Genomic DNA, 19906 nt, shown 5'->3' with positions numbered 1-19906 from the left:
TCGTCTGACGGTATCCGATGCCCGACGACGGCTTACATCAATGAAGGACCAACAATGGCGAAGGCCGACAGGCTGGCTCAACTCGACGAACACCGCGCGACAATGGAGCGCGAGTATCGCCTTCTGCTGATTTCTGCACTTGAGCGGTGCGCGACCGGCAAATGGGGATTGTTCGCCCACAACAAGGATCGCCAACTGGCTATACTCTGGGCGCCCGTAATCGAAGAGTTGACCGACCTCGCGGGTGATGTCGACGAGGCTCGGAAACGTCTCGGACTTCCACCGTTCGACCTGCATGCCGAGTTCATGGCCTCGCGCGGCCCCGTCGATGCCAGTGCCGTTGGCGAGCCGAAACAGGCCAAGGCCTGGCTGGGAAAACTGGCCGCCGGAATACCCTAGGCGCTGCGCATCATCGACCAGAAGCGCGGTCCGCCCTTGGGCACCTGCCATTCGCCGGTCAGCTCGAAGCCCAGACCAAGATAGAAGCCGATATTCTTCTCGAGCGGCGTTTCCAGATAGATTGGAAGCCCGCCGCCAGCGACGCGATCAATCCCGGCCTGCACCGCTGCCCTGCCCAGCCCGCGCCCCTGCATGGCCGGATCGCAGCCGGCAATATGGAGATACCAGTAATCCCCGGCCGGGTGATGCGCGTCGATTGCATCGGATACTGCCAGCGCCCGCGCAAGAGTCCCACCCAGTCCCATGGTGCGGAGCACCGGCCAGGCGCTGCGGATCAACTCCAGGCGGCTGGTCCGCGACCGCCCGGGCCCGCGCCACAAGGTCGCCGCCGCGCCGCCCGCGGTAACCAGTCGCATACCCGCCGATTCATCCCCATCGAACAACAAGGCGAACAGCCTCGGCAAGCGCCGAGCGCGAACGACCGGGTCGGGAAAGATGAAGCAGGTTGCCGGGTCCTCGGCAAAGGCACGCGCCAGCATCGCGGCCACCGGTGCCCGATCTCCTTGCCCGGCAAGCAATGTCGTTGCGCTTTCAGCCGTCATGGCACGATCGTCGTGAACAGATAGGCAGCGAAGATGACGAGGTGCACCGCACCCTGCAATACCGTCGTGCGCCCGGTGCCGAGCGACAGGATCGATACCATCAGCGACAGGCCGAGCAAGGTGATGCCCTTCGCATCGATGCCCAGGCTAAGCGGCAGATCAAGGACCAGAGAGACGACCGCAACGCTCGGGATGGTCAGGCCGATCGTTGCCAAGGCTGAACCGAGCGCCAGGTTCAGACTGGTCTGCAGGCGATTTCGCTTGGCCGCACGATAGGCCGCCAGGCTCTCCGGCGCGAGCACCAGCGCAGCGATCGCCACGCCGACCAGCGCCAGAGGCAGGCCCGCCCCAACCACCGCCCGCTCCAGCGTCGGCGCAAGTCCTTTGGCGAGCAGGACTACCGCAACCAGCGCAACCAGCAGCAAACCGAATGCCGTCCAGGTCGTACGCACCGATGGCGGCTCGGCATGCGCGTCAGCCGGCAGCGTGCCGGTGGTCGCCGGCAGGAAATAATCGCGGTGCCGGACCGTCTGCACCAGCACGAAGGTCGCATAGAGGATCAGCGACATGATCGCGACGAAGATCAATTGGCTGTTCGAATAGACCGGCCCGGCGACGGTCGAGGTGAAATTGGGCAACACGAGCGTCAGCACCACCATCGCCGCAAGCACGGCAAGCGTCGCGCTTACACCGCGCTGGACGAAGCGTTGCTCATGATGCCGCGCGCCGCCCGCCAGCAGGCACAGGCCGACAATGCCGTTGAGGATGATCATTACCGCGGCGAACACCGTGTCGCGAGCCAGGGTGGCACCATCCCCACCTTCGGCAAGCATCAGCGAGACGATCAGCGAGACCTCGATCACCGTGACAGAAATCGCCAGGACCAGGGTCCCGAATGGCTCGCCGATACGGTGGGCAACGACTTCGGCATGATGGACCGCCGCGAGTACGCAACCGATCAGGATCAGCGCTCCGATACCGGCACCAACGCCACCCATCTTGGAGACAGAAGCCAGGACGGCGACAAGGCCGAGCGGCGGCAGGATGAGCGACCAGAGCGGAAGGCTGGGGTTACGGGTCATGTGTCGGCTGGATTCCCTGATCTTTGGATGGTCGCACGTGGCGGCGCGATACTGTGGCGGCAAATGACGAACAGCACCAGCGCGGGCACTGCGACCATGCCATGAATCCAATAGGCCAAACCATAGCCGCCTTGCGCGACCAGCCAGCCGGCGACGATATTGCTCAGCGATGCACCGATGCCTTGCACGGTCATCACTGCGGCCAGGCCGACATTGAACCGTCCGCTGCCCGACAGGATTCGCTCCGCTGCGACCGGGGTGACAATTCCGAGCAATCCGGCACCGAAGCCATCAAGGAACTGGACCGGATAGACCGTCCAGAACCCGGTCAGGCCACCGGCGATCGCCCCGCGCAACGGCAAGGCGGCCAGCCCGATGACGAATACCGCTGCCAGCCCGAAGCGCCTGATCAGCAGCGGCGCAAGCACCGCTGCACCGATCATGGTCAGTTGCGCGACACCGGTGATCAGCGCGGTGGTCCGGAAAGGTGTGCCGAGTTCGATCGAATATTGCTGTGCGATCAGCCGGCTGATCGGTGCGTTGGCGAAATGGAAGATCAGCAGCACGACCGCGAGCATGATCAGGCCACGCGAACGGAGCAGCACGGTGAAACCCGACGGTCCCGGTTCGCCATCGTCATGCGCCAGTCCCCGCGCCACCTGGTGATCGATTCGCTTTGGGTCGATCGCCGCGGCCGCAATCACCGCGCCAAGCGCCGTAGCAATCATCAGCCAGACGATGCCAGATTCGCCATACAAGGCCGTCGCGACGTAGATCGCGGCGAGCGAGAGGACATTGCCCGCGTGATTCCAGAATTCGTTCCGCGACACCTGATCGGGAAAGCGCGCCTCACCGACCACGCCCAAGGTCAGGCCGATCAGTGCAGGGCCGATCACGGCGCCGACCACCGCTGTCATGCCCTGCCCGCCGATGACCATCGCGACCGAGGGAATGCGTAGCGTCAGCAGCGCGGCGATTGTTACCAGAATCACCGGCACGATAACCAGGGTTCGCTTGTAACGCGTGCCATCGACCAGCGCGCCGAACAGCGGCGTTGCAATCATGCCGAGCAAACCGCCGCCCGTCGCGATTGCACCCAATGCCATCGAAGACCAGCCATGGGTCGCGAGATAAGCGTCGAGGAAGGGCCCGAGCCCGTCACGCGCATCGGCGAGAAAGAAATTGAGCGCAGCCAACGCGACGAGCGGCCGCCGCAGCCTCGCATCAGTCAATAAAGGTGATGTGCCGCCAGACCGGAAAGCCACACCTGGTGCAGCGGGCATGGCGGCATCGGACATAGCGACGAAACACCAGTCCGATGGGAAGGTTCAATAGTCGTCCGAATATCCCGCGGCAGGAAAACCCGGCCTGGGAAGGTCAGGCCCGGCGCTGCGATCACGCAGCGCCGGCACCCGCCTTGTCCTTCTTGGCATAGACGCGGATCGGCTCCTTACGGCCCTCGATCACGTCGCCGTCGATCATCACTTCGTCAACGCCGTCCATGCCGGGCAGGTCGAACATCGTGTCGAGCAAGATGCCCTCGAGAATCGAACGCAAGCCACGCGCACCGGTCTTGCGATCGATCGCCTTCTTGGCGACGGTGACCAGTGCATCGTCGGTGAAGCCGAGCTTGACCTGCTCCATGTCGAACAGCTTCTGATACTGTTTGACCAAAGCGTTCTTCGGCTCGGTCAGGATCGTCACCAGCGCCGGTACGTCGAGATCCTCGAGCGTAGCGATCACCGGCAGACGGCCGACGAATTCGGGGATCAGGCCGAATTTCAGCAGATCCTCGGGCTCGACAGCCTTCAGTGTCTCGCCGGTACGGCGCTCTTCGGGTGAAGCGACATAGGCACCGAAGCCGATCGACTTGCCCTGCAAGCGGTCGCCGATGATCTTTTCGAGGCCGCTGAACGCGCCACCGCAGATGAACAGGATGTTGGTCGTGTCGACCTGGAGGAATTCCTGCTGCGGATGCTTGCGCCCGCCCTGTGGCGGCACCGACGCGGTGGTGCCCTCCATCAGCTTGAGCAGCGCTTGCTGCACGCCTTCGCCCGACACGTCGCGCGTGATCGAAGGATTCTCCGCCTTGCGGCTGATCTTGTCGATCTCGTCGATGTAAACAATGCCGCGCTGCGCCCGCTCGACGTTATAATCCGACGCCTGGAGCAGCTTGAGGATGATGTTCTCGACATCCTCGCCGACATAACCCGCTTCGGTCAGCGTGGTCGCATCGGCCATGGTGAACGGCACATCGAGAATTCGCGCCAGCGTCTGGGCAAGCAGCGTCTTGCCGCAACCGGTCGGACCGACGAGCAGGATGTTCGACTTGGCAAGCTCGACATCCGCGCCCTTCTGGCCATGGTTGAGGCGCTTGTAATGGTTGTGCACCGCGACCGACAGGACGCGCTTGGCGCGCTTCTGGCCGATGACATAGTCATCCAGCACGTCGCAGATTTCCTGCGGCGTCGGCACACCCCCGTCCTTTTTCGAAACGAGCGCGGATTTGGTTTCTTCACGAATGATGTCGTTGCAGAGCTCGACGCACTCATCACAGATGAACACGGTCGGCCCCGCGATGAGCTTGCGCACCTCGTGCTGCGACTTGCCGCAGAACGAGCAATAGAGCGTGCTCTTCGAATCGCCACCGCTGAGCTTCGTCATTCAATACATCCTTCGCAGCCCCTCGGGCGCGCTAGTGCGGACGGCCATGGTAGACCGCCCGCCTTCATTCCTACAACAATCAAAATCGTCTCACGACGACTGGAATCAAATTCATCTTGCGACGAGTGGCGTCAAATTAGCGTTACGATGCCGGCAGCACCGGCGTGCCCGATTCGTCCGCAATCGCCGGACGCTTGTCGAACACCTCATCGATCAGGCCGAATTCCTTCGCTTCATCCGACGACATGAACTTGTCGCGGTCCATTGCGCGTTCGATTTCCTCGACCGGCTTGCCGGTATAGTGCGCATAGAGCTCGTTCATGCGGGCCCGGATGCGCAGAATCTCGCGCGCCTGGATCTCGATGTCCGATGCCATGCCCTGCGCCCCGCCCGAAGGCTGATGGATCATGATGCGCGAATTGGTCAGCGCAACGCGCATGCCCGGTTCGCCGGCGGCGAGCAGGAAGCTGCCCATCGAAGCCGCCTGGCCCATGCACACGGTGCCGACGCGCGGGCGGATATACTGCATCGTGTCATGGATCGCCATGCCCGCCGTGACGACGCCGCCCGGCGAGTTGATGTACATGAAGATGTCTTTCTTGGGGTTTTCCGACTCCAGAAAGAGCAACTGTGCGCTGATGACCGACGCCATATGGTCCTCGACCCCGCCAGTCACGAAGATGATGCGCTCGCGCAGCAGGCGCGAATAAATGTCGAAACTGCGTTCACCGCGGTTGGACTGCTCGATCACGATCGGGACCAGGCCCGACTGAGGATCTTGCGCAGCGAAGCCGGCGGTAGTGAGGGGACGCATGAAATCGCCGGTGTCGAACGGATTATGCATGGAAGTCTTGAATCCTTTATGCCCTTGCGACAGCCTACATCGGCCTTGGCGAAAGCGAGTTCAACCCCGTTGCCGGGAGCCTTGTGTGCCAGATAGGCAAGACGTCGCACCTCGCGGCGCCCATGCACCACCGTATCGAGGATCAATCCCGCAAAGATATTGAGCGAGGCGAGGATCATCAGGCCGGTCACCAGGATCGCGGTCGGGAAGCGCGGCACCAGATGCGTCTGCATATAGGTCATGACGAGCGGCACTGCGAGTATCACCGCCAGTATCGCGAGCAGCGCCGCGATGATGCCGAAAAACAGCATCGGCCGCTCGATCCGGTATAATGTCGCGATGGTACGCGCGATGCGGAAGCCATCGCGATAGGTGTTGAGCTTCGACACCGACCCTTCGGGCCGCGCATAATAGGGTGTCTCGACTTCACCGACCGGCATCTTCAGTTCGAGCGCATGGACGCTGATCTCGGTCTCGATCTCGAAGCCGGACGACAGGACCGGAAAGCTCTTCACGAAGCGGCGCGAAAAAACGCGGTAACCGGAAAAGATATCGGTGAAGCTGCGCCCGAACAGACGCGCAAGGATTCCTGTCATCGCGCGATTGCCGAATTGGTGACCGCGGCGATACGCCGCGGTTTCCTGCGTGACGCGCGAGCCGACCACCATGTCGAGCTGCTCGTTCTGGACCCGGGCGATCAATGCGGGCGCAGAGGCCGCGTCATAGGTCGCGTCACCATCGGCCATCACATAGATGTCGGCGTCGATGTCCGCGAACATGCGGCGCACCACATTGCCCTTGCCCTGGATACGTTCGCTGCGCACGATCGCACCAGCCGCCTTCGCAACCTCGATCGTGCGATCACGGCTGTTATTGTCATAGACATAGATGGTGGCGTGAGGGAGCACCGCGCGAAAACCGGCGATCGTCTGGGCGATCGCGGCTTCTTCATTATAGCACGGGAGCAAGATGGCGATGCTGGCGGTCATCGCGCCGCCTTAGGGCCGAACGGATCCGAGTTCGACCCCCATTTTATCGTTTGACCGGCAAAGGCGCCTTGCCGACCATGAGCGGCAATCGGGGGACGATACATGAAACTGCTGAACCTAGGTCCATTAACATTATTTCTAGCGGCCATGATTGTCGTTGGCGCTTTGTGGTCGCCCATCGTGCTGGCGTCGGCATTCCTGTTTCCGGAGGCCTTTTCCCAGAATATCACACCGATCGCGCAGCAAGTCGATCTTGCTGCCTCGATCTTTCAAATCTCCACGATGATCGTCTTTTCCTACTGGATTTATATCGCCGGGCTAAATTTGCTGGCCAGCGGACTCAAGGATCTCGAGTTTTCTCCAGCCTCACGCATTTGGTGGTTCTTCGTACCGATCGCATCATTTGTGAAGCCGTATCAGGGCATGCGCGAGCTGTGGAACGCCAGTCGCGGCACCTGGCCTTACGATACCAATACCAATCTTCTCGGTATTTGGTGGGCATTGTGGCTGTTATCGGCGCTCTCCGTCTGGATAACTGGCTTGGCCTTTCGCGACGACATCAGCCAGATGCCGTTGATTATCAACAGCTTCATTGACATCGCTCAGGCAATCGTCGCGATCCTGCTGATTCGCGGCATTGCCCAGGCGCAAAACAACCTCGACGGAACGCCACTAATCGACATCTTCGCCTGATTGCGCGCGGCAAACATAAAGAGGCCGGGCATGATGCCCGGCCTCGTGTAATTGAACCAGCCGCCTGCGCGACACAGTTTCTATCTTTTCAGCTTATTTCTTCGCTGCCGGCTTCTTGGCCGCTGGCTTTTTGGCCGGCGCTGCTTCTTCAACCGGAGCCGCTTCCGCCTTCGGCTTGGCTGCCTTCTTTGTTGCAGGCTTCACCTCTTCGACGACTTCGGCAGGAGCCTCGGCCTTCTTGGCAGCCGCCTTCTTGGCGGGCTTTGCCTCGACCGGCTTCTCCTCGACGGCAGCTTCCTCAGCAGGAGCGGCTTTCTTGGATGCCGCCTTCTTCGCCTTGGGCTTGGCGTCATGATCGTGGTCATGATCATGGCCGCAACCCGGGCCATGGACGTGACCATCCTCGGACTCGATCGCCGCTTCCAGCTCTTCGCGCGTCACTTCGCGGTCGCTGATCGTCGCCTTGTCGAACAGGAAGTCGACCACCTTGTCTTCATACAGCGGAGCGCGCAGCTGGGCGGCCGCCATTGGCTCCTGCTGGATATATTGCATGAAGCGCTGACGATCTTCGGGGCCGTATTGCTGCGCGGCCTGCGCGATCAGGCGGTTCATTTCCTGCTGGCTGACCTCAACGCCGTTCGCTTGGCCGATCTCCGACAGGAGCAGGCCGAGGCGCACGCGGCGCTCGGCGATGTTGTGATAGTCTGCGCGCTCGGATTCCATCTCGGCGAGTGCCGCCGCTGGATCTTCCTCATGGCTCGCTTCATGCTCGAGCTGCGACCAGATCTGGCCGAACTCGGCTTCGACCATCGATGGCGGAACCGGGAAATCATGCCCCTCGGCGAGCTGATCGAGCAGCTTGCGCTTCATGTGCGTGCGCGTCAGGCCATTCAGTTCCTGATCGATCTGGCCCTTGAGCAGTCCCTTGAGCTGCTCGAGACTTTCAAGGCCGAGCGACGTCGCGAGTTCGTCGTCGATCTTGGTCTCGCCGGCGGTCTTCACTGCCTTGATCGTCAGATCGAAGGTTGCAGGCTTACCCTTCAGCGTGTCGACATTGTAGTCGTCGGGGAAGGTCACGTTGATCTGGCGCTCGTCGCCCGTCTTCACACCAACGACCTGGTCTTCGAAACCGGGGATCAGGCGGCCCGAGCCGAGCTCGACCGACATGTCCTCACCGGTGCCGCCATCGAATGCAACGCCGTCGACCTTGCCAATGAAATCCATCACGACGAGATCACCGGTCTTCGCCTTGTAGGTCGCTTTCGCGTCTTCCCAGCGCTTCTGCTGGTCGGCGAACTTCTGCAGTTGCTCATTGAGCGCCGTTTCATCCGTGGCGACGGTCAGGCGCTCGAGCGTCAGGCCATCGATCGATGGAGTCGGTACATCGGGCAGCACTTCCAGCTCGACCTTCAGCTCGGCATCCTTGCCGGGCTCATAGTCATTCTCGAGGCTCACCGAAGGCTGCATCGCGGGCCGCAGCTTCTGCTCGGCGAGCAGTTGCTGCACGCCTTCCTGAATCGAGCTGTTAAGCGCGTCCTGCGCCAGCGCGGGGCCGTGCATCTTGCGCACCAGATTCGCAGGCACCTTGCCGGGGCGGAAGCCTGGCATGCGCACTTGCGGTGCAACGCGCTTCAGTTCGGCATCGACCTTGGAATCGATGTCCTTCGCGGTGATCTTCAGCGTGTAGGCGCGCTTCAGGCCCTCGTTCAACGTCTCGACAGTCTGCATGGTAACTACTCAAGCCTTATCCGAAATTCTAGGAAGCCAGTCCCCGCTAGGAGCAGCGAGACTGGTGCGGGCGAAGGGACTCGAACCCCCACATCTTGCGATACCTGGACCTAAACCAGGCGCGTCTACCAGTTCCGCCACGCCCGCATGGGACACCGCCGATTGCGCGGCGTCTATACCAGCCCCGCGTCGCGGGGCAAGCGGCCCATTACGATATAGGGCCATAGCAATATCATGACCGCTGGCAAGAGCAGAGGCAACCACCCGGATTCCCGCGCGTTTAGGCGATAAGGAGAATTTCGATGGCCACCACCCCGCCGACCGAGTTACCGCCCCAGCCGACCCTGCCTCCCCAGCCGGACCAGGCGCCACCGGAGGTCGGCCCGACCGCACCGGACATCGATATCCCGGCGCCCCAGCCCGACAACCCGGGCGGCGCACCTGGGCAACCTGCAGATCTTGGAGATTTTGCATGAGCGATCGCGCTTCCCACCCCGACACGCCGCCGAGCAATGACAATGAAATTGGCGAGGACGGACGCAGCGACATCGAGCAGGTGATTGAAGCACGCAAGGATGCGGTCGAGCGCGGCGAAGGCGGGCGCGAACCCGATGCCTTTACCTCACCCGGTTTGCCGGACGGCGTTGGCGGTACCGGCGGCGTGACGAAGAATCAGGAAGATGACGCGCAATAGCCTTGATGGCGTGGGCAGCGTGAAATGCGCCGCCCGCGCCTTATCGGTGGATTGGGTGCTACTTCTTGACCGGCCGGATCACGGCGGTTTCCGCGAGCTTGTGGAACAACTCGATCGAGGCATCGTAATAATGGATGACCGGGGCTTCATAAGTGATCATGTATAAATTGCCGCCGATCACGGCGCCCGTCGCCTCGCCCTTTCGCCGCACTTCCTCGCCCTGAACCACGAAGCTGTAGGAGAAATGAAAACCCGGGCTACCGGCAAAAGTGGCCGGCTTCACGGCATCGATGGACATCAGCGACGTGCCGACGGACACCCGGTAGCTGCTCTCGAACAACTGCGCGATGTCCGGGATCAACATCGTCGAAGAGAATCGCGGCAGTGGCTCGGTCTTCTTCTTGGCGTCCTTGAACAGGGTCGTGTTGTTGGGGATGCCGCCATAGAAGGTCACATCGTTCAAGGTCAGACCGTCAAGCGTCCAGCTTTCCGCATTTCGGCCGGGGCGTGATCCCAGACGGTTCCAATCGATCGACGGCGTGATCGTCAGCCCCGATTTCGCCACTGCGACCGGAACGCCAGCCGGCATCAGCTTGTATCCGGCGATCGCTGGTGCCGTGACCAAACCGATGGCCGCAACGCCAAGCGCCAGTTTCTTGAAGTGATTCATGGTCATACTCCTGCCAGCATGGCAATCATGGTTTTGTCGGACGCGTCGGGACGACGGCTCAGATAATCCTTGAGCGCCGCCTGACCTTCAGCCTGAGCTCCGGTACGCAGCAATGAGAGCCCCAATCCCCGCCAGGCTTCGACCGGTGCGTCGGCTCCCTGGGTCGCCTGACGGTAGAAGCCTGCCGCTGCGGTGAGATCCTCCGGCCGACCACGCGCGCGATACAGTTCACCCCGGGCATAATTCAAGCTGGGGGTCCAGCCGTCGACCGCAAGGAAACCGATCAGATATTCGGTCGCTCCGAAATCGTTGAGCTTGACCTGATCGTCGATCAGGCTTGCCCACATCGGCGCGAGCGCCGCGCGATATTCGTCGCGATTCAACCGCGGCGTTCCCATTGGCTTGATGCTGGCGGCCAACGCCTTGAGTGTCGCGAGGCGTTCGGTAGTCGGCGGATGGCTCGCGAACATGCCGCCATTCTTGTCCTTGCGGCTCTTGGTATTGCGCGCGGCGGCCGTCGCATCCGCCTCCGCACCGATCTGTTCCCAAATTCGCGATGCGGCCATCGGATCGTAACCGGCCTTGGCGATCATCTCCACCGACAGCGCGTCGGCCCTGGCCTCCATCTCACGAGAGAATCTGAACAGGGCGCTGATCTCGCCAAGCGCGAACAATGCGCCGACCAGACCAAACATGGCGAGGAAAGTTGCCGAGGCGGCCTTGGCCTTGGCCTGGCGGAACAGCATCAGGGAATGCCGCTCCTTATAATGCGCAAACTCGTGCGCCAGCACGGCAGCGAGTTGCGCCTCGTCGCGCGTACGCAGGAACAGCCCGGACCATATCTGCATCGCGCCATTTGGTGCCATATTGGCGTTGAAATAGGCCGTACGCATCAAATAGATGCGGATGCTTGCGCACTCCGGCCCGACTGTCTTGCAGAAGACGCGATGGACATAGTCGTTGAGTTGCGCCTCGCGCATGACGAAGTTGGAGGTCTTGAGCTTTCGCTCCTCCTCTTCCATCTGCATCCACAGGCCGCGTTCGTCCTTGTCCTGCGGCACATACACCGCCGGAACCGGTTGCGGCTCGACCGATACGATGATGTCCGGCTGAGTCGCACTGGTCTGGGGCGTCGGCGCAGCGACTTGCGGCGTGGATGCGGCCACTTGAGGCGTCGACGCCGCGGCCTGTGGCGGCACGGTCGCCGCACACAGCGTCGTCGCCATGACCGCGAGCGTTACCGCCCGACGGGCGATCATTTCGCGGCAACCACCGGGACAGTCCGTCCGGGCAAGCCGGCGAGCAATTGCCCGACTCGTTTGGTCGCGCCTTCGGGCGTACGAACGTCGCCGCCCATTTGCGGATCGGCGTTGAACCAGATCACATCGCCGGTCTTCAGATCGACAAGGCCGGCATAACCGACATGGATGCCCGGAGCGATCGCCACACCGAACATCGCGCCGAAAATCTGCGCGGTCTTCCGACCGGAAGAACCATAGGCATCATGGGTGAAGAAGAAGAGCGCATAATCGGCCCCCGCCATCTTCCCGATCCGCGCCGTCCCGTCCCCAAGCGTCCAGTCGAAGTCCTTCTTCTTGGTCGGCAACCGCTGGCCGACAAAGAGCTTATGGACCTGGATCGACTGCGCGACCGCACTGAATAATGCGCGATACTCGGCAAGATAGGCGCCGTCCTCGCCTTCGGGATCCTCGGGGAAGATGACCTTCGCGCCGGAGATCTTGTCGTTCGCCTTCATCTGTTCGGCGATCAGGCCACGGGCCGTCGCGGTCCAGTCGGCATTGGGCTCATCGACCCCGCCGGTTGTGAGCGTTCCGACATGAACATCCGGCCGGAATACGGCGATGGTCACCTGGCGATCGGTCGGAAAGGCGAACCCTTCACGAACCGCAGACCGCTCCTGCGCCACCGCCGCAGACGACATCAGAAACGCAGCAGCAAATGCCGCAATAAAACGCGAAATCATCATTCCCCCGACCCCTCGAAGCCAAATCTCTCGATCTGTCACCGGCAATTTTGGCAATCGGGCAAAATTTAGGCAAGCATCTTTTCGGGGGGCTTGTCCAAGGCAGGCTTGTCGGGCCTGCCGGCGAGGATCAACTCAATGCTTTTTTGAGCAATTCATTGACTACCGCCGGGTTGGCCTTGCCGCCCATCGCCTTCATCGTCTGTCCCACGAAGAAGCCGAACAAGGCTTCCTTGCCGCCACGATACTGCTCCAGCTGGTTGGGATTGGCCGCCATCACATCGGCAATGACCTTTTCGATCGCACCGGTATCGCTGGTCTGCTTCAGGCCGCGTTCCTCGACGATCGCTCCGGCCCCCTGCCCGGTTTCGAGCATGACTTCGAACACCTGCTTTGCAAGCGTGCCCGACAGCGTACCATCGGCAACCAGGCCGAGCAGTTCCGCCGCCTGGGTCGGACCGACCGGACTTTCGTCGAGTCCCTTGCCCAGCCGGTTGAGCGCGCCGAACAGTTCCGAGGTCACCCAATTGGCGGCCGCAACCGGCTTGGCGCCGGCGTCGAGCAGCGTATCGAACCAGCGGGCATTTTCCACCTCCGCAGTCAGCACCGCCGCGCCATAAGGCGTGATGCCAAGTGCCTGGTACCGGGCGCGCTTGGTATCGGGCAGTTCGGGCAGGCTTGCACGGCATTCGGCAAGAAACGCGTCGTCAAGCTCCAGTGGCAACAGATCGGGATCGGGGAAGTAGCGGTAATCATGCGCATCTTCCTTCGATCGCATCGACCGCGTCTCGTTACGATCGGGATCGTACAGGCGCGTTTCCTGGACGATACGGCCGCCCTCTTCCAGAACATCGACCTGGCGGCGCGCTTCCTGTTCGACCACCGCCATGACGAAGCGAACCGAATTGACGTTCTTGGTCTCGGTTCGCGTACCGAGCGGATCGCCGGGCTTGCGCACACTGACATTGACGTCGGCGCGCATCGAACCCTCTTCCATATTGCCGTCGCAGCTGCCGACATAACGCAGAATCGATCTCAGCTTGCGCAGATAAGCCCCTGCTTCTGCGGGGGAAGCCATGTCGGGCTTGGACACGATCTCCATCAGCGCGACGCCCGAGCGATTGAGGTCGACATAGGACCGCGTCGGATGCTGATCGTGCATCAGCTTGCCGGCATCCTGTTCGACATGGATACGCTCAACGCCAATCCGCTTGCCGCTGGCATCGGGGTTCTTCTCGTCGAGGCTGATGTCGATCGCGCCCTCGCCGACCAGCGGATGATAGAGCTGGCTGATCTGATAGCCCTGCGGCAAATCGGCATAGAAGTAATTCTTGCGGTCAAAACGCGACCATTTGTTGATCTGCGCGTCGATTGCCATGCCCGTGCGCACCGCCTGACGGATGCACTCACGATTCGGCACCGGCAACATACCGGGCATCGCGGCATCGACCAGCGACACCTGCGTGTTCGGCTCCGCGCCGAACGCCGTCGCCGCGCCCGAAAAGAGCTTGGCGTTCGACGTGACCTGGGCATGGACTTCAAGGCCGATCACGACCTCCCACTCGCCGGTTGCGCCCTGAATGCGATAGTCGCTCATTTCCGATTCCGATGATGAATGTAATGAATTGCGGTCAGCACCGCATTGCTGCCGAGAAGCGCACCGACCCAGCATCCGGCCAGGATGCGCAGGATCGCAACCTCGAAGCCGAGCGAGCGACCTTGGCTGTGCGCCGCGACCGCGGCACCTGCTGCGATCGCCAGGAACAGCGCTCCAAGGCGGAACTCACCACGCAGGATCACGCTGTTGCCGACGCATAACCCGATGATGAAGATGGCGATGAACACGAAGAATTTCGCCAGCGCTGTATGGTCGAATGGGCCATTGTCGATCTCGGCCAGCGAATTGCCGATATAAGCGCTGAGAATCGCACCGAACGCCACGTTCAGCGCCGTCTGGGCTTCGCGCAGCACCTCGAGGTTGCGGGCGCGGAATCCCTCTGGCGTTACCACCACGCCTCCGGTCGCGCGACAAACCCGGCACGTTCCTCCAGCGCCAGGCCGGCATTGAGCACGCCCTGCTCGTCCAGTGCCTTACCGATGATCTGCAACCCAAGCGGCAGGCCGCCCATATCGAGACCGCCCGGCACCGACATCGCCGGAAGGCCGGCGAGAGACGACGGCACGGTGAAAACGTCATTCAAATACATCGCCAGCGGATCGGCGAGCTTTTCGCCCAGCGCGAACGCCGCAGACGGCGCGGTCGGGGTGAGCAGCAGGTCGCAACTTTCCCAGGCGCGGTCGAAATCGCGTGCGATCAGCGTCCGGACTTTCTGCGCCTGGGTGTAATAGGCGTCGTAGAACCCGGCCGAGAGCACATAGGTGCCGATCAGGATGCGGCGCTTGACCTCCGGCCCGAAACCGGCAGCGCGGGTCGCGGCATACATGTCCTGCAGATTCGCACCATCGGGCAAGTCGCGCAGGCCGTAGCGCACACCATCATAGCGCGCGAGGTTGGACGAAGCCTCCGCCGGCGCGATGATGTAATAGGCAGGCAACGCGTACTTGGTGTGCGGCAATGAGACCTCGACGATCTCCGCGCCCGCATCCTTCAGCCAGTCGATGCCCTGCTGCCACAAGGCGTCGATTTCGGCCGGCATATTGTCGACGCGATATTCCTTCGGGATACCGACGCGCTTGCCGCGCAGATTACCCGACAGGCTCTGCTCCCATTTCGGCACGTCGAGCTCGAGCGAGGTCGCGTCCTTCGGATCGAAACCGGACATCGCCTCAAGCATGATCGCGCAGTCGCGTACGTCGCGCGCCATTGGCCCGGCCTGGTCGAGCGACGAGGCGAACGCCACCACGCCCCAGCGCGAGCAGCGGCCATAGGTCGGCTTGATTCCGGAAATACCGGTAAAGGCGGCGGGCTGGCGGATCGACCCACCGGTATCGGTGCCGGTCGCCGCCGGACACAGCCGAGCCGCGATCGCCGCGGAGCTGCCGCCCGAGGATCCGCCCGGCGCGAGCGGTGCGTTACCACCATCGGCGCGCCGCCAGGGCGAGATGACATTGCCGAACGCGCTGGTCTCGTTCGACGATCCCATTGCGAACTGGTCCATGTTGAGCTTGCCGAGCATGCCGGCACCGGCGTCCCACAGCTTGCCCGACACGGTCGATTCGTACGGCGGGGTGAAGCCTTCGAGGATATGGCTCGCCGCGGTCGAGGCCACGCCCTTGGTACAGAACAGGTCCTTCATGCCGATCGGTACGCCGGCCAGCGGCTTGAGCGCTTCGCCCGCGGCGCGCGCCGAGTCCGCTTCCTTGGCGGCGGCGATCGCATGGTCCGGGGTTTCGACCAGGAACGCATTCAGCGCCTTTGCCTGGCTCACCTTGACGATGAACGCATCGGCGACTTCACGCGCCGAAAAGGTGCCGACACGCACCCCGTCGCGGATCGCCGCGACGCCAAGATCAGTCAGGTCTGTCACTTTGCTGCTCCGTTCGGGCTGAGCCTGTAGAAGCCGCTTGTAGAGAGATACCCTTCGACAAGCTCAGGGCAAACGGAGGTGGAGAAGCTCATCATTCGATCACCTTGGGCACGGTGAAGAAACCGTGTTCGGCCTGGGGCGCGTTGGACAGCACCGCGTCGCGCACGCCACCGTCGGTGACGACGTCATCGCGCAGGCGCAGATGATTGGGGATGACTGCGGTCATCGGTTCGACGCCGGTGCAATCGACCTCGCCCAATTGCTCGATCCAGCCCATGATATTGTCGAGCTCGGGCGCGATACGCGCGGCCTCTTCCTCGGTGATCGCGATGCGGGCAAGGCTCGCGATCTTTTTGACGGTTGCGATATCGACTGACATGCCGGAGCGGCTAGCAGAGCCCGCCGCGCCGACGCAACCTATTCGAACGGTTCTCCCACCGGAACGCCGCCAACAAACACCTGACGGCGCGGTACGGTGCGAATTTCAAAGCTCCCTGCGGCGGCGCCCCGCTTCAGCGCGGCCTGTTGCGCATCGCTCAATCCACGCCATTCACCACCCAGCACGGACCGCCATTCGCTGCCATGCTGCCAGAAGCGAGCGACAGCGCAGACATTCGACGATTCCGGGCGCGCCACGCAATCCTCGCGCAGGACGATCGCTTCAGTTGCACTGGGCGAATAAAACACGGTGCACCGGCCAAAAGACCCGCAGCTTTCGAACCCGGTGAGCTTTTGACGAAGAGCATAGGGCAGCGGAACGGGCTTTGGCAGGACTCGCAGTCGGTTCACCAACTTGTCGGCCTCATCGCGGCCTTCTTCGATCTGTGTCACCTGCCAGCGATTTTCCTTGCCGGCGGCTTCCTTGGCGCGGGTCGCAATCGCTGTTTTGGACGATTTGGCCAGCCGTCCGATCGCCGCCTTGCCAGGATCGCCGAAATCAAACGCGAGCGCCGCCCAGTCAAATTTGTCCGGCGCCGTGCGTCCGCTTTCCAGCCGCCCGACCTGATCGCGCACCGAGATTGCGTTGAAGCTGAGGATCGGTGTGGCCAGGAACAGCGCCACCCCGGAAACCACGAACGCCAGAGTCAGATTCGATGCGCGGACAAACCGCGCCCAATCGAAGCGCCCACGCACCAGCGCCACGAGATAAACCACACCATAGCAACTCGCGAGGATCACGAAGACCAGCGCCCAGAGCCGATCCGGCGTGAAACCATATTGGCCGATCCGCGCGCCCGTCGCCACCGCGGCGATCACCGCCAGCGGCAGGATCGCCAGCGCCAGCGCCATCGCACCCCAGCGCAATATCGGGTTGGTCGCTTCGTCCTCCCCATCTTCACCTGAGCCATTGCCGATCACCGCATTGGCCAGGATCAGCGCGCCAATCACGCAGCCAAGCAGAATCGGCGTGGTCGATTTGGTCGCTTCCCACAAAGCTCCGAGGCCGGTGAAGGGCAGCGCACCAAGAAAGATCAGCAGGCCGACACCAAGGATCGGTGCGAGCACGCCGAGCACCGCTGTCACCACGCGCTGGAGCAGTCGCACGACCCGATCGCGTTCGCGCAACACGCCCAAAGCGCCACCGAACGCAGCGCCCGCCATACCGGCACCGAACCAGTCCTTGCCCAGCAACTCGGTCAGGATCTTCAGCCCGATCAGATCGAACAGCGCAGCCAGCAGATGGGCGAGCAGGAACACCACGCCGACGAACAGCCAGCATGCGAACCACAGCACGACATTGGTCCAGGCATGACCATGAACCTCCGCATAGGGGAACTGCCAGCGCCCCTCGTCGCGCGCGGTCTGGAACAGTGGCACCGCGATGGCGATCGACAGGAACAGGCTCGCATTGCTCCACCCGCCAAACGCCTCCCAGCCGGGATTGCCGTGCCAATAGAGGATCAATCCGCCAACCGCGCCGACAACCCCGGCAAAGATCAACGACCAGATCAGCCGCAGGCGTTCCATGCCGAAGCCAAGCGCCAGAGCACCCGCGCCGATGGCCGTGGCCAGTGCGATTCGCCAGGTCGCCGGCTCGGGCGTGACCACGCCGCTCCGGTAATCGCGGTCGAGCAATTGCTGGAGGATCAGCGCGACGATCAGCCCGATACCGGCCAGGATCAGCGGCCGCGCCCGCCATTCGCCATGGTCGCGCACTGCGCTTTCGTATCCCGCTGCAGCTTCGTCGCTCATCGCTATGCCCCTTTTCCCGGCGAATGAAGGCTGGTGCGATCACGATTGCAAGCATTGCCTTCATCAGGCACGGCGCATGCGATTATCCCGGCAGGCGGCATTCCCGCCTGGCACATTGGAGTTTGGCGTTTGGCCCGGAAGTTCCTCTATGTCATCGCGATCCTCATCGTGCTGGCGATAGCGTCGCTCTTCGCCTACCGGCTCTGGGGTCCACAGTTGATCCGCTTCGCGACGGTACCAAGTGCTGCGTTCGAGGCATTGCCGGCGCAACCGGCCAATGCCTATGCCGATCCGAAACTATGGGTCGCGCGGCCCGGCATGCGCGGTAATCCGGCGCTATGGGCACCGGCCGGTTACAAGGCAGCGACTTCGCCCGCCGCCGCGATCTTCTACATCCATCCGACTTCCTATCTCGGCCGCACGCATTGGAACGCGCCGCTCGACGATGCCGAGGCGAACGATCGGGCCGTGCTGTTCCTGCGCGGCCAGGCGACTGCCTTCAACGAAAGCGGCGCAATCTGGGCGCCACGCTACCGCCAGGCGACGTTCGGCGCGTTCCTGACCAGCCAGGCCGAGGCGCAAAAGGCGCTCGATCTCGCCTATCGCGACATCGCCGCCGCCTTCGATCAGTTCCTGAAGGAAGCCGGCGACCGCCCGATCATCCTTGCCGGCCACAGCCAGGGTGCGCTGCACCTCACCCGCTTGTTGCGTGACCGCGTCGCCGGCACGCCGCTCGCCAAGCGCATCGTCGCGGCCTATGTCGTCGGCTGGCCGGTGTCGCGCACCACCGACCTGCCCTTGCTGGGCCTCGCCGAATGCACGCGCGCCGATCAGGCCGGATGTCTGTTGTCCTGGCAGAGCTTCGCCGAGCCGGCCGAACCCGAATTGATCATCGATATGTTCGACACCACGACCGGCTTCAACGGCCAGCCGCGCAAGGGCACCCCGATGGTCTGCACCAACCCGCTGACCGGAACGGCTGATGCCGCAGCCCCCGCGACGGCCAACCTCGGCACATTGCTTCCCTCCGCCGACCTCGGCAGCGCGACGATCGTCGCCGGCCAGGTTCCGGCACGCTGTGCGGGCCGCGGCCTGTTGCTGATCGGCGCGGGACCGAACATGGGCAGCTATGTGCTGCCCGGCAACAACTACCATGTTTATGACTATGGCCTGTTCTGGGCCAATGTCCGCGCCGACGCCGCGCGGCGGCGCTCGCGGCATTCCAAGCCAGATGACGGCTTCCCTCTCCCCGTTCGCCCTGGGCCTGTCGAGGGGCCGTCCTTCTTGTCGGCCTGTGAGAAAAATCAGGACGGCGCTTCGACGACCCCGGATCAACTCCGGGGTCGAACGGAAGGGTGTGAAATGATCACCACCGACCGCACACTCTTCCGTGACGCCCTCCCTGCCGGCGGCCGCCTGATCGGTCTCGACGTCGGTACCAAGACGATCGGCACGGCTTTATGTGACGCCGGCTGGAGCTTCGCCTCTCCCGCCACGCTGATCCGCCGCACCAAGTTTCAAAAGGACAAGCTCGCGCTCGCCGCGCTGATCGCCGAACAGCAGGTCAAGGGCATCGTCATCGGCCTGCCGCTCAACCTGACCGACGGCAGCGAAAGCCCGCGCAGCCAGTCGAGCCGCGCATTTGCCCGCAACATGGAGGATCTCGGCCTGCCGATCTTCCTGCAGGACGAGCGCTGGTCGACTCAAGCCGTGACCCGCACCCTGATCGAACAGGACGCAAGCCGCGCCAAACGCGCCGAGCTGGTCGACAAGATGGCCGCCGCCTACATCCTGCAGGGCGCGATCGATGCGCTGGTCGGCGTTTGAACTCCGGGTCGGGGCACTGCCCCCGACCCGTCCAAGGCTTCCCGTCTAA

The 19906-nt window shown here is 62.8% G+C and carries 19 protein-coding genes, 1 tRNA gene and 2 pseudogenes; 6 read left to right on the top strand and 16 right to left on the bottom strand.

What is annotated here, in order from left to right:
* The first annotated feature begins 54 nt into the window (after positions 1–54).
* Positions 55–399, top strand: coding sequence for a hypothetical protein (locus H3Z74_RS07020; RefSeq protein ID WP_187763212.1), 345 nt, complete (start codon positions 55–57; stop codon positions 397–399).
* On the opposite strand, the gene H3Z74_RS07015 is transcribed toward H3Z74_RS07020, so the two are convergent.
* The 6 genes and pseudogenes from H3Z74_RS07015 to H3Z74_RS06990 form a co-directional block, all read right to left on the bottom strand.
* A complete protein-coding gene (locus H3Z74_RS07015; protein WP_229726946.1) occupies positions 396–1001 on the bottom strand; it encodes a GNAT family N-acetyltransferase in 606 nt (201 codons plus the stop codon). The two genes, H3Z74_RS07020 and H3Z74_RS07015, sit on opposite strands and share 4 nt — an antisense overlap.
* Positions 998–2083 carry a calcium:cation antiporter gene (locus H3Z74_RS07010; protein ID WP_187763211.1) on the bottom strand — a complete coding sequence of 362 codons (1086 nt, stop codon included), beginning with the start codon at positions 2081–2083 and terminating at the stop codon, positions 998–1000. The genes H3Z74_RS07015 and H3Z74_RS07010 overlap by 4 nt, the downstream gene beginning before the upstream one ends.
* Positions 2080–3279 (bottom strand): MFS transporter, encoded by a 1200-nt coding sequence (locus tag H3Z74_RS07005; RefSeq protein WP_229726945.1) that lies wholly within the window; start codon positions 3277–3279, stop codon positions 2080–2082. The genes H3Z74_RS07010 and H3Z74_RS07005 overlap by 4 nt, the downstream gene beginning before the upstream one ends.
* Before the next feature lie 199 nt (positions 3280–3478).
* Positions 3479–4747, bottom strand: a complete 1269-nt coding sequence (gene clpX, locus H3Z74_RS07000) for an ATP-dependent Clp protease ATP-binding subunit ClpX (protein WP_034159405.1) — start codon at positions 4745–4747, stop codon at positions 3479–3481.
* Between the two features lie 142 nt (positions 4748–4889).
* Positions 4890–5591, bottom strand: coding sequence for an ATP-dependent Clp endopeptidase proteolytic subunit ClpP (gene clpP / locus H3Z74_RS06995; protein WP_187763209.1), 702 nt, complete (start codon positions 5589–5591; stop codon positions 4890–4892).
* A 71-nt stretch (positions 5592–5662) separates the two neighbouring features.
* Positions 5663–6580, bottom strand: a pseudogene (locus H3Z74_RS06990) (glycosyltransferase family 2 protein); the annotation flags it as partial.
* Positions 6581–6682: 102 nt separating this feature from the next.
* Between H3Z74_RS06990 and H3Z74_RS06985 the strand changes: the two are divergent.
* Positions 6683–7273, top strand: a complete 591-nt coding sequence (locus tag H3Z74_RS06985; RefSeq protein ID WP_187763207.1) for a DUF4328 domain-containing protein — start codon at positions 6683–6685, stop codon at positions 7271–7273.
* A gap of 93 nt (positions 7274–7366) precedes the next feature.
* Here H3Z74_RS06985 and tig read toward each other — a convergent pair whose 3' ends face one another.
* Positions 7367–9001 carry a trigger factor gene (gene tig, locus H3Z74_RS06980; protein WP_187763206.1) on the bottom strand — a complete coding sequence of 545 codons (1635 nt, stop codon included), beginning with the start codon at positions 8999–9001 and terminating at the stop codon, positions 7367–7369.
* Between the two features lie 62 nt (positions 9002–9063).
* Positions 9064–9148 (bottom strand) — tRNA-Leu (locus tag H3Z74_RS06975).
* 155 nt (positions 9149–9303) lie between these two features.
* On the opposite strand from H3Z74_RS06975, the gene H3Z74_RS06970 reads away from it, so the two are divergent.
* Entirely contained in the window at positions 9304–9477 is a 174-nt protein-coding gene (locus tag H3Z74_RS06970; protein WP_187763205.1) for a hypothetical protein, read from the top strand.
* On the top strand, positions 9474–9695 hold the full coding sequence (locus H3Z74_RS06965) for a hypothetical protein (protein WP_187763204.1): 222 nt from the start codon (positions 9474–9476) through the stop codon (positions 9693–9695). The genes H3Z74_RS06970 and H3Z74_RS06965 overlap by 4 nt, the downstream gene beginning before the upstream one ends.
* A gap of 58 nt (positions 9696–9753) precedes the next feature.
* On the opposite strand, the gene H3Z74_RS06960 is transcribed toward H3Z74_RS06965, so the two are convergent.
* The 8 genes from H3Z74_RS06960 to H3Z74_RS06925 form a co-directional block, all read right to left on the bottom strand.
* Positions 9754–10365, bottom strand: a complete 612-nt coding sequence (locus tag H3Z74_RS06960) for a hypothetical protein (RefSeq protein ID WP_187763203.1) — start codon at positions 10363–10365, stop codon at positions 9754–9756.
* A 2-nt stretch (positions 10366–10367) separates the two neighbouring features.
* Positions 10368–11624, bottom strand: coding sequence for a M48 family metallopeptidase (locus H3Z74_RS06955; RefSeq protein WP_187763202.1), 1257 nt, complete (start codon positions 11622–11624; stop codon positions 10368–10370).
* Complete coding sequence (locus H3Z74_RS06950; protein WP_229726943.1) at positions 11621–12307, bottom strand: hypothetical protein; 687 nt, start codon at positions 12305–12307, stop codon at positions 11621–11623. The genes H3Z74_RS06955 and H3Z74_RS06950 overlap by 4 nt, the downstream gene beginning before the upstream one ends.
* Positions 12308–12479: 172 nt before the next feature.
* Positions 12480–13946, bottom strand: coding sequence for an Asp-tRNA(Asn)/Glu-tRNA(Gln) amidotransferase subunit GatB (gene gatB, locus H3Z74_RS06945; RefSeq protein WP_187763200.1), 1467 nt, complete (start codon positions 13944–13946; stop codon positions 12480–12482).
* Positions 13943–14362, bottom strand: coding sequence for a hypothetical protein (locus H3Z74_RS06940; RefSeq protein WP_187763199.1), 420 nt, complete (start codon positions 14360–14362; stop codon positions 13943–13945). The genes gatB and H3Z74_RS06940 overlap by 4 nt, the downstream gene beginning before the upstream one ends.
* A complete protein-coding gene (gatA, locus tag H3Z74_RS06935; protein ID WP_187763198.1) occupies positions 14353–15837 on the bottom strand; it encodes an Asp-tRNA(Asn)/Glu-tRNA(Gln) amidotransferase subunit GatA in 1485 nt (494 codons plus the stop codon). Before gatA ends, H3Z74_RS06940 begins: the two co-directional genes overlap by 10 nt.
* 91 nt (positions 15838–15928) lie before the next feature.
* Entirely contained in the window at positions 15929–16216 is a 288-nt protein-coding gene (gene gatC / locus H3Z74_RS06930; RefSeq protein ID WP_034159396.1) for an Asp-tRNA(Asn)/Glu-tRNA(Gln) amidotransferase subunit GatC, read from the bottom strand.
* A 38-nt stretch (positions 16217–16254) separates the two neighbouring features.
* Positions 16255–18030, bottom strand: a complete 1776-nt coding sequence (locus tag H3Z74_RS06925) for a DUF4153 domain-containing protein (RefSeq protein WP_187763197.1) — start codon at positions 18028–18030, stop codon at positions 16255–16257.
* 129 nt (positions 18031–18159) lie between these two features.
* Between H3Z74_RS06925 and H3Z74_RS06920 the strand changes: the two are divergent.
* Positions 18160–19257 (top strand): annotated as a pseudogene (locus H3Z74_RS06920) (DUF3089 domain-containing protein); the annotation flags it as partial.
* Positions 19258–19392: 135 nt separating this feature from the next.
* A complete protein-coding gene (gene ruvX, locus H3Z74_RS06915) occupies positions 19393–19857 on the top strand; it encodes a Holliday junction resolvase RuvX (protein ID WP_187764204.1) in 465 nt (154 codons plus the stop codon).
* Positions 19858–19906: the final 49 nt, after the last annotated feature.

Origin of the sequence: Sphingomonas alpina (assembly GCF_014490665.1) — a bacterium.
GTDB lineage: Bacteria > Pseudomonadota > Alphaproteobacteria > Sphingomonadales > Sphingomonadaceae > Sphingomonas > Sphingomonas alpina.
Note: the sequence above shows the minus strand (reverse complement) of the source record. Positions and strands in the feature narration are given on the sequence as shown.